This window comes from Nonomuraea rhizosphaerae (genome assembly GCF_019396405.1).
GTDB lineage: Bacteria > Actinomycetota > Actinomycetes > Streptosporangiales > Streptosporangiaceae > Nonomuraea > Nonomuraea rhizosphaerae.
In genome coordinates this window covers 1-6,769 of the sequence record NZ_JAHKRL010000554.1, presented here as the reverse complement: position 1 = coordinate 6,769, position 6,769 = coordinate 1, and the positions used below count along the sequence as shown (strand labels likewise).

General features: G+C 70.5%; 8 protein-coding genes. 5 read left to right on the top strand and 3 right to left on the bottom strand.

The genetic code is table 11. The features are described 5' to 3' along the window. The 3 genes from KME77_RS28890 to KME77_RS28880 form a co-directional block, all read left to right on the top strand. Positions 1–707: arylamine N-acetyltransferase family protein (locus KME77_RS28890; RefSeq protein WP_219472362.1), on the top strand; the 707-nt coding region annotated here is incomplete at its 5' end. Between the two features lie 107 nt (positions 708–814). Then, positions 815–1,855 carry a protein kinase domain-containing protein gene (locus KME77_RS28885; RefSeq protein ID WP_219472359.1) on the top strand — a complete coding sequence of 347 codons (1,041 nt, stop codon included), beginning with the start codon at positions 815–817 and terminating at the stop codon, positions 1,853–1,855. Positions 1,856–1,971: 116 nt separating this feature from the next. Then, positions 1,972–2,166, top strand: a complete 195-nt coding sequence (locus KME77_RS28880) for a tail-anchor membrane protein (protein WP_219472356.1) — start codon at positions 1,972–1,974, stop codon at positions 2,164–2,166. Between the two features lie 50 nt (positions 2,167–2,216). Here KME77_RS28880 and KME77_RS28875 read toward each other — a convergent pair whose 3' ends face one another. Beyond that, complete coding sequence (locus KME77_RS28875) at positions 2,217–2,522, bottom strand: DUF3817 domain-containing protein (protein ID WP_219472353.1); 306 nt, start codon at positions 2,520–2,522, stop codon at positions 2,217–2,219. Positions 2,523–2,524: 2 nt separating this feature from the next. Further along, the gene (locus KME77_RS28870) at positions 2,525–3,298 is read right to left on the bottom strand and encodes an SURF1 family protein (RefSeq protein WP_219472351.1); all 774 of its coding nucleotides are present in this window, start codon (positions 3,296–3,298) and stop codon (positions 2,525–2,527) included. Between the two features lie 105 nt (positions 3,299–3,403). On the opposite strand from KME77_RS28870, the gene KME77_RS28865 reads away from it, so the two are divergent. Continuing rightward, positions 3,404–3,574, top strand: a complete 171-nt coding sequence (locus tag KME77_RS28865) for a hypothetical protein (RefSeq protein ID WP_219472350.1) — start codon at positions 3,404–3,406, stop codon at positions 3,572–3,574. A gap of 138 nt (positions 3,575–3,712) precedes the next feature. After that, entirely contained in the window at positions 3,713–5,173 is a 1,461-nt protein-coding gene (locus KME77_RS28860; protein WP_308250956.1) for a flavin-containing monooxygenase, read from the top strand. Here the strand turns inward: KME77_RS28860 and KME77_RS28855 are convergent. Next, on the bottom strand, positions 5,170–6,769 hold a 1,600-nt coding region (locus KME77_RS28855), incomplete at its 5' end, for a gamma-glutamyltransferase family protein (protein WP_219472346.1). The genes KME77_RS28860 and KME77_RS28855 overlap by 4 nt on opposite strands.

The window sequence follows — 6,769 nt, the reverse complement described above, 5'->3', positions numbered from 1 at the left end:
CGGCCGACCCCGCCGAGTCGGCCGCGCGGATCATCGGCGGCCGCGGCGGCTACTGCTACCACCTGAACGGCGCGTTCTCGCTGCTGCTCAGGGAGCTGGGTTACGACGTCACCAGGCACGTCGGCGGCGTCCAGAACCGCGGCAGCCGGCCCGGCATCACGGCCAACCACCTGGTGCTCACCGTCCGCGGGCTGCCGTCCGCCGGCAATCCGGGCGGCGAGTGGCTGGCCGACCTGGGGCTGGGCGACGCGCTGCACGAGCCGCTGCCCCTGGTCGAGGGCGTCTACCAGCAGGGCCCCTTCTCGTACGCGCTGCGCCCCTCGCAGGTGGCGCCCGGAGGGTGGCGGTTCGAGCACGACCCGAGCGGTTCGTTCCAGGGCATGGACTTCGGCGTTGAGGCAGCGGAGATGTCGGCGTTCACCGAGATGCACAGGTATCTGTCGACCTCTCCGGACTCGGGGTTCGTCCGGGTGGCCACGGTCGCGCGGCGGGACGCCTCGGGCGTGGACGTGGTGCGCGGGCTGGTGCTGTCCCGGATCGGCAACGGCGCCCACTCCATCACTCTGCACACCGCCCGCGACTATTACGCGGCGCTGTCGGACGTGTTCGGGCTGCGGCTGGACGACGTGACGGAGGGGGAGAAAGAGGCCCTGTTCGACAGGGTGCGGGAGGCCCACGAAAAGTGGCTCGCGGGAACCCACCTCTAGCCCATGGCCTTGGCCGGAGACCGGGCGCTATCGTGCACCTCGGGATGGGAGAGACCAGGAAACTCGCCGGTCGATACCGGCTGCTGAATCCGTTGGGAGCGGGTTCCGTGCGGCTGGCGTTCGACGAGGCAGAGCATCGTGATGTCGCGGTCCGGGAGCTGCGGGTGCCCGCCGAGCTACGCGAGTCCGCGTTGCAGGACGCGCGCCGCGCGGCGGGGTTGCGTCATGCCTCCGTGGTGCCGGTGCTCGACGTGGTGGTGGAGCACGAGGAGCCGTGGCTGGTGATGGAGTTCGTCTCCGGCACCTCGCTGGAGAAGACCGTGGAGACGCGGCACCCGCTGCCGGTGCAGCAGGCGGCCAGGGTGGGCGTGTGCCTGCTGTCGGCGCTGCGGGCCGCGCACGAGGCGGGCATCGTGCACGGGCGGGTCAACCCGGGCAACGTGCTGCTGACCTCGACGGGCCGGGCGGTGCTCACCGGGTTCGGGCTGCCGGGCCTGGGCATGCGGCCGCAGGCGGACATGTGGTCGATGGCCGCGACGCTGCACTTCGCCGTGGAGGGCCGCCCTCCTGGCCGGGCGCCGGCCGAGAGCACCGACGCGTTCAGGTGGCTGGTCAGGGCCATGCTGGACCCGGCGGGGCCGCCGCCGATCGAGGTGGTGGAGGACATGCTCGACCGGCTCGCCGTGCAGCAGACGCTCGGGCACGTCATCGCCGTGGGCGGGCCGCTGCCGCCGCAGCGGGTGGCCGAGATCGGCCTGTCCGTGCTCGACCAGCTCGCCGTCCTGCACGCGCAGGGCACCCACCACGGCGGGGTCCAGCCAGGGAACGTCCTGCTCGGCGAGGACGGCCACGCCGTGCTGGCCACGGCGCCGCTGCCCGCGCCGGTGTCGCACGTGCCGGTGATGCCGGCCACGATCCCGGCCTACACGGCGCCCGAGCGGGTCCCGGGCCCGGCGGCGGACCTGTGGTCGCTGGGCGCCACGCTGTTCGCGGCGGTGGAGGGGCATCCGCCGGCGCCGGGCGCGCCGCTGGCGAGGGCGGGCGCGCTGGCGCCGATCCTGTTCCGGTTGCTGTCGGGCTTCCCTGCGCACCGCCCCGGCCCGGACGCCCTGCGCAAGGACCTCCAGGCCGTGGCCGACCTCTTCTAGCGCGATCTTTTTTGAGATACATCGCGATTGGAACCACAGGAGAGGTTCACGCGTTGTACCGGCGACGCACAATGTGGGAGAGGCGGGGCGAGCGCTCCGCGTTCGGAGGGTTGGGGATGTCGCCAGTACAGAAGTACGCCATCGGAGCGGGTGCCGCCGTCCTGCTCTCGCTGATCATCTTCGGGACCGGCTGGATCACTCTGCTGGTCGTCCTCGGCGTGGTAGCGGCCCCAGTCGTCGGTTACATGATGCTGGACCCGTCGCAGCGCGAGCGGCTCAAGCGCGCTCGCAGGCGCGGCATCGGCAGCTGAGTGCCCGGCGGGGGCTCACGGCGGCGAGGGGCGAAGGCCTCCGCCGACCCTCAGGCCCCCGCCAACGCCGTCTGCACCCTGCTGGTCACCCGCCGCTCGACGTAGAACGACAGGAACGGCACCGTGCCGCCGAGCATGATCCCCAGCATGTACGGCCAGCTCCAGCGCGCCTTCATGCCCAGGTTCATCACCGTGATCAGGTAGACCATGTAGAGGAAGCCGTGGATAGGGGCCACGATCTTCGACATGCCCTCGATCTGGAAGCCGTACCTGAGCACCATGGCCACGCACAGCACGAGCAGCATGACGCCCACGACGTAGGCGAGCGCCCGGAAGGGCTTCAGAGCCGATTCCACCGTTAACCTTCCAGAACCATCTCAGGGGTTTTCGCCGCGCGGTCGCTCCGTACGGCGTCGCGGACGAAGTGGTACCACATGAACACGGCGAATCCGGCGAAGATCCACCAGTTGGCGGCATAGGCCAGGTTGCGCCAGGTCAGCTCGCCGCCGACGACCGGCGCCGATACCTTGACCTGCGTCAGCGCGCCGGAGGGCGGCTGGGCCACGACGTAGCCGTTGCGCACCTTCTGCCCGCTCCACAGGTTGATCAGCTCGCCCGTGGACACCGTCAGCACCTGCCCCTCGGGCAGGCTCTCCGTGCGTCGCTGCACGCTGTCGGAGCTCTCCTGCGGGCGCAGCCGCCCGGCCACCTCGACCCTGCCCTCCGGCGCGGCCACCGGCTCGGCCGGCTCGGCCGTCCAGCCGCGTACGACCGGCATCAGCGTGCCGTCGTCGAGCTTGAGCGGCGTGAGCACCCAGTAGCCCTCCCCGCGCGAGGCGCGGCCGCCGGGCGCGTCCACGTCGGGCTGCCGGTCGGCGACCAGGAGCTGGCGGGAGGAGTCGTAGACGCCCTGCGCGGAGACCCTGCGGCTCACGGCCTCGCCCGTGAGCTGCGCCCCCACCTGGGACAGCGTGGCGACCGGGACGGGGGCGGGGTCGACGGCGGCGTGCGGCCTGCCCGACTCCTCGAACACGCCGAGCTGCCAGCGCCCGAGCAGGATGAACGCGACGAGGACCCCGATCGTCAGCAGGTGCAGCCCCACGATGCGGGGCGAGAACAGGGTCCTGAGCATGCGTCCAAGCTATCCGGCCACCCGGCCGGTCCCCTAATCAGCCCATCTACACACATCACGCAGAAAGCCACAAACACACCAGGCGATCACGCTAAGCTGCTGGGCATGTCTGACCAGCATATTGACCCAGCGGGCAGCACTCAGCAGTTCCGCGCGTTCGCGCAGCGGAGCGAGGCCGAGCAGGCGCCGACCAAGAAGTCGCCGCTGCTGCCGATCCTCATCGTGGCGGCCGTCGTCGTGATCATCGGCGTCACCGCCTTCCTAGTCCTCCGCTAAGCCCCGCCCTCCAGAGCGCCGAAGGCAACCCGCTCTCGGCGCTTTTCGTGTGCCTGGCGCCAGATGTGAGGTATGGCATACCAACCGGTCGGTGTGCGACTCTGGACTAACCTATACCGATTCATTACATTGGACGGCGTGTCCAATAAGACGGCGGGGATCGTGATCATCGGCTCCGGGTTCGCCGGGGTCGGCATGGCGATCAAGCTCAAGGCCGCCGGGTACCACGACTTCGTCATCCTGGAGAAGGCCGCCGAGCTGGGCGGCACCTGGCGCGACAACACCTACCCCGGCTGCGCCTGCGACGTGCCGTCGCACATGTACTCCTACTCGTTCGAGCTGAACTCGGGCTGGTCGCGGATGTTCTCCCCGCAGGAGGAGATCTGGGAGTACATGCGCAGGTGCGCCGACAAGTACGGCGTCACCCCGCACATCCGGTACGGCAGGCACGTCGTCGCGCTGGAGTACGACGACGCGGCGCGGCAGTGGGACGTGACCACGGAAGACGGCACGGTGTTGCGGACGAACGCGGTCGTGTCGGGCATCGGCGCCCTCCACATCCCGTCTTTTCCCGAAATTTCGGGACGTGGGGTGTTCCGGGGTACGGCCTTCCACTCCGCCGAGTGGGACCATTCCGTCGACCTGACCGGCAAGCGGGTCGCCGTCATCGGCACCGGCGCCTCGGCCATCCAGTTCGTCCCGCGGATCGCCGAGCAGGCCAGGCAGCTCACCGTGTTCCAGCGGACACCCCCGTGGATCCACCCCAAGCCGGACTTCGCCTTCTCCCCCCGCGCGCGGCGCGCCCTGCGGCTGCCCGGCGCGGCCAGGACCCTCCGCAACGCCCTCTACTGGGCGCTGGAGACCAGGGCGGTGGGCTTCACCATCGACCCGAGGCTCATGAAGGTGCCGGAGACGCTGGCGCTCAAGCACCTGGAGACCCAGGTGCCCGATCCGGAGCTGCGCCGCAGGCTGACCCCCGACTACACCATCGGCTGCAAGCGCATCCTGCTGTCCAGCGACTACTATCCGGCACTGAGCAGGCCGAACGTCTCGCTCGTCACCGACGCGATCACCGAGATCAGGGAGCACTCGATCATCAACGCCACCGGCGCCGAGCACGAGGTGGACGTGATCGTCTACGGCACCGGCTTCAAGGTGACGGACGCGCTCCAGCGCCAGCACATCGCCGGCCGGAACGGCCTGAAGATCCAGGACGCCTGGCAGGACGGCATCGAGACATATTTCGGCATCTCGACGGCCGGGTTCCCGAACCTGTTCTTCCTGCTCGGCCCCAACACCGGGCTCGGCCACAACTCGGTCGTGTTCATGATCGAGTCGCAGGTCCGGTACGTCATGGACTGCCTGCGGCTGCTGTCCAGGACCAAGGCCAGGGCGCTCGACGTCAGGCCCGAGCGGCAGCGGGAGTTCAACCGGCGGCTGCAGGAGCGGCTGAACCCGCTCGTATGGAACGCCGGCGGCTGCAGGTCCTGGTACCTGGACGAGCACGGAGTGAACCGGACGCTCTGGCCGGGCTTCACCTTCGAGTACTGGGCGCGTACCAGGAAGATGAAGCCCGGCGCGTACGAGCTGATCTACTAGCGGGAGCTGACCACGAGCGCGCTGCCGCCGCCCCGCCGGACCGGCTCGGCGACCGCCTGCACCTTGCCCCTGCCGAGGAACTCCAGCGCGCTGGCCGCGCCGATCTCCGGGTTGACCGCGAGGCTGTGCCCGCGCGCCTCCAGCTCGGCCCGGTACCTGTCCAGGAACGCCTGCTCGGCCAGCGTCTGCGCGGTGTTGCGCTGCGTCGCCCTGGGCGCGGCGAGCGCGTCCGGCAGGTTCATCCCGAACTCGAACCGGTTGACCAGGATCTGCAGCACGGTCGTGATGATCGTCGAGCCGCCGGGCGAGCCGACCGCCAGCAGCGGCGCGCCGTGGTCGAAGACCAGCGTGGGCGCCATCGAGGAGCGCGGGCGCTTGCCGGGGCCGGGCAGGTTCGGGTCGCCGGGGGCGGGACCGAAGGTGAAGTCCGTCAGCTCGTTGTTGAGCAGCACGCCACGGCCGGGCACCACGATGCCGTTGCCGCCGGTGGACTCGATCGTCAGGTTGTAGGCGATCACGTTGCCCCACCGGTCGGTGATGGTCATGTGGGTGGTCTCGGGGCCTTCGTCCGTGGTCGCGGTGGCGGTGCCTGACGGGGTGGCGCACGGTTCGTACCGGCCGTCCGGGTTGCCGGGCAGGGCCGGGTGGGCCATGGCGCGCTCACCGACGAGGCAGGCGCGCTCCTTGGCGAAGCCGTCGGACAGCAGCTCCTTCAGCGGCACGTTCGGGATGTCGCCGACGTACTTGTTGCGGTCGGCGAAGGCCAGGCGGGAGGCCTCCAGGTACTCGTGGAGGCCGACGCTGGGCAGCGCCTCCAGGATGTTGAGCGCCTCCCCCACGGTCGAGCCGCCGGAGGACGGGGGCGCCATGCCGTACACCTGCATGCCGTTGTAGTCGTTGCGGGTGGGCTCGCGCTGGATGACCCGGTACGAGCGCAGATCCGACAGCTCCATCAGGCCGGGGCGCACGTTGCGGGTGGCGCCGGGGGTGACGGGCGGCTGCTTGACCGTGGCGACGACCTCCTTGCCGAGCTGCCCGCCGTACAGCCAGCCGATGCCGCGCCTGCCCACCTCGCGGTAGGTGGCGGCCAGCTCGGGGTTCCTGAAGACGGAGCCGACGGGCGGCGGGGCGCCGTTCGGGAGGTAGAGCTTGGCGGTGGAGGTGATGTCCTTGAAACGGGCGGCGTTCGCGGCGGTCTGGTCGAAGAAGGTCTGGTCGACGACGAAGCCCTTCTCGGCGACCTCGATCGCGGGCTGGAGCGCCTGTCTCAGCGACAGGGTGCCGTAGCGGCGCAGGGCGGTGTCCCACTGCGCGAGCGTGCCGGGGATGCCCGCCGACAGGCCGCTGGTGACGCCCTCGTCGAACGGGATGCCCTCCAGCGTCGTCGAGGTCATGGCCTGGGGCGCGGTCTCGCGGCCGTCGAGGGTGATCACCTTGCGGCGCTGGGCGTCGTAGTAGACCATGAAGCCGCCGCCGGCCAGGCCGGCCGAGTAGGGCTCGGTCACGCCGAGCACGGCTCCGGCGGCCACGGCGGCGTCGATGGCGTTGCCGCCCCTCTTGAGCACGGCGATGGCGGCCTTGCTGGCGTCCAGGTCG

Bases quoted from the DNA above. Each gene is read 5' to 3' on its own strand.
- KME77_RS28880 (WP_219472356.1), top strand. From the start codon at position 1,972: ATGTCGCCAGTACAGAAGTACGCCATCGGAGCGGGTGCCGCCGTCCTG.
- KME77_RS28870 (WP_219472351.1), bottom strand. From the start codon at position 3,298: ATGCTCAGGACCCTGTTCTCGCCCCGCATCGTGGGGCTGCACCTGCTG.
- KME77_RS28865 (WP_219472350.1), top strand. From the start codon at position 3,404: ATGTCTGACCAGCATATTGACCCAGCGGGCAGCACTCAGCAGTTCCGC.